General features: G+C 43.8%; 1 protein-coding gene. It reads left to right on the forward strand.

Annotation, left to right across the window (positions count from 1 at the left end):
• Position 1: 1 nt before the first annotated feature.
• Positions 2 to 902 (forward strand): NAD(P)H-dependent flavin oxidoreductase (locus tag V7659_RS29260; RefSeq protein ID WP_420491787.1); only part of this gene is annotated, 901 nt, incomplete at its 3' end.

The raw sequence follows: 902 nt of genomic DNA on the forward strand, positions 1-902 counted from the left end.
TTTGGTGTCAGGCACCGAGCTCGTAAAAAATTGTTGTCTGAATGGGGTAATTGGTTCTTTTCCTGCTCCAAATGCAAGACCCATTGAAGTTCTTGATCAGTGGATGGGGCAATTAAATGCAGAGTTGGATGAGGCACGGGCCCTCGAACCTAACCGAAAGATTGCACCGTGGGCGATGAACATGGTTGTACATAGTTCCTACGGCCGCCTGCAGGAAGAACTTGAATTGATTAAAAAGCATCGGCCTCAATTGGTAATTACCTCTTTAGGAAGTCCGAAATTAGTTGTTGATATTGTTCATGAATATGGCGGGCTCGTATTCTCGGATGTAAGTGATTTGAAATTTGCTAAAAAAGCGGCTGAAGCTGGTGTCGATGGCTTAATTTTGGTGACAAGCGGTGCAGGAGGTCATGCTGGCCAAATTAACAGTTTTGCCTTCGTCGATATGGTCCGCAACTTCTGGGATGGAATCATTATCCTTGCTGGTTCAATTTCTACCGGCAAGGGGATTTTAGCTGCACAAGCAGCGGGGGCAGATCTTGCCTATATGGGAACAAGGTTTATCGTTGCGACTGAAAGTATGGCTAATGATGAGTACCGACAAATGCTCGTTGAATCCACGCAAGAGGATATCCTATTAACCGATGCTTTCTCCGGCGTCATGTGTAACATGCTGGTGCCTAGTATTAAAAAGGCAGGTTTAGATCCCGAATCACTTGTCAAAAAAGATCAAGTTAACTTTGATAGTATGCAGAGGGAATCAAATGCGAAAGCATGGCGCGATATTTGGTCAGCAGGACATGGTGTCGGGGCCATCAATAAAATTGAATCAGTGTCTGAAATAATTAATAGTTTAGAAAGCGAATACAAAGAGGCATTACAAAATCTCAATCAGAATGCAG

Origin of the sequence: Neobacillus drentensis (genome assembly GCF_036966985.1) — a bacterium.
GTDB lineage: Bacteria > Bacillota > Bacilli > Bacillales > Cytobacillaceae > Neobacillus > Neobacillus drentensis_E.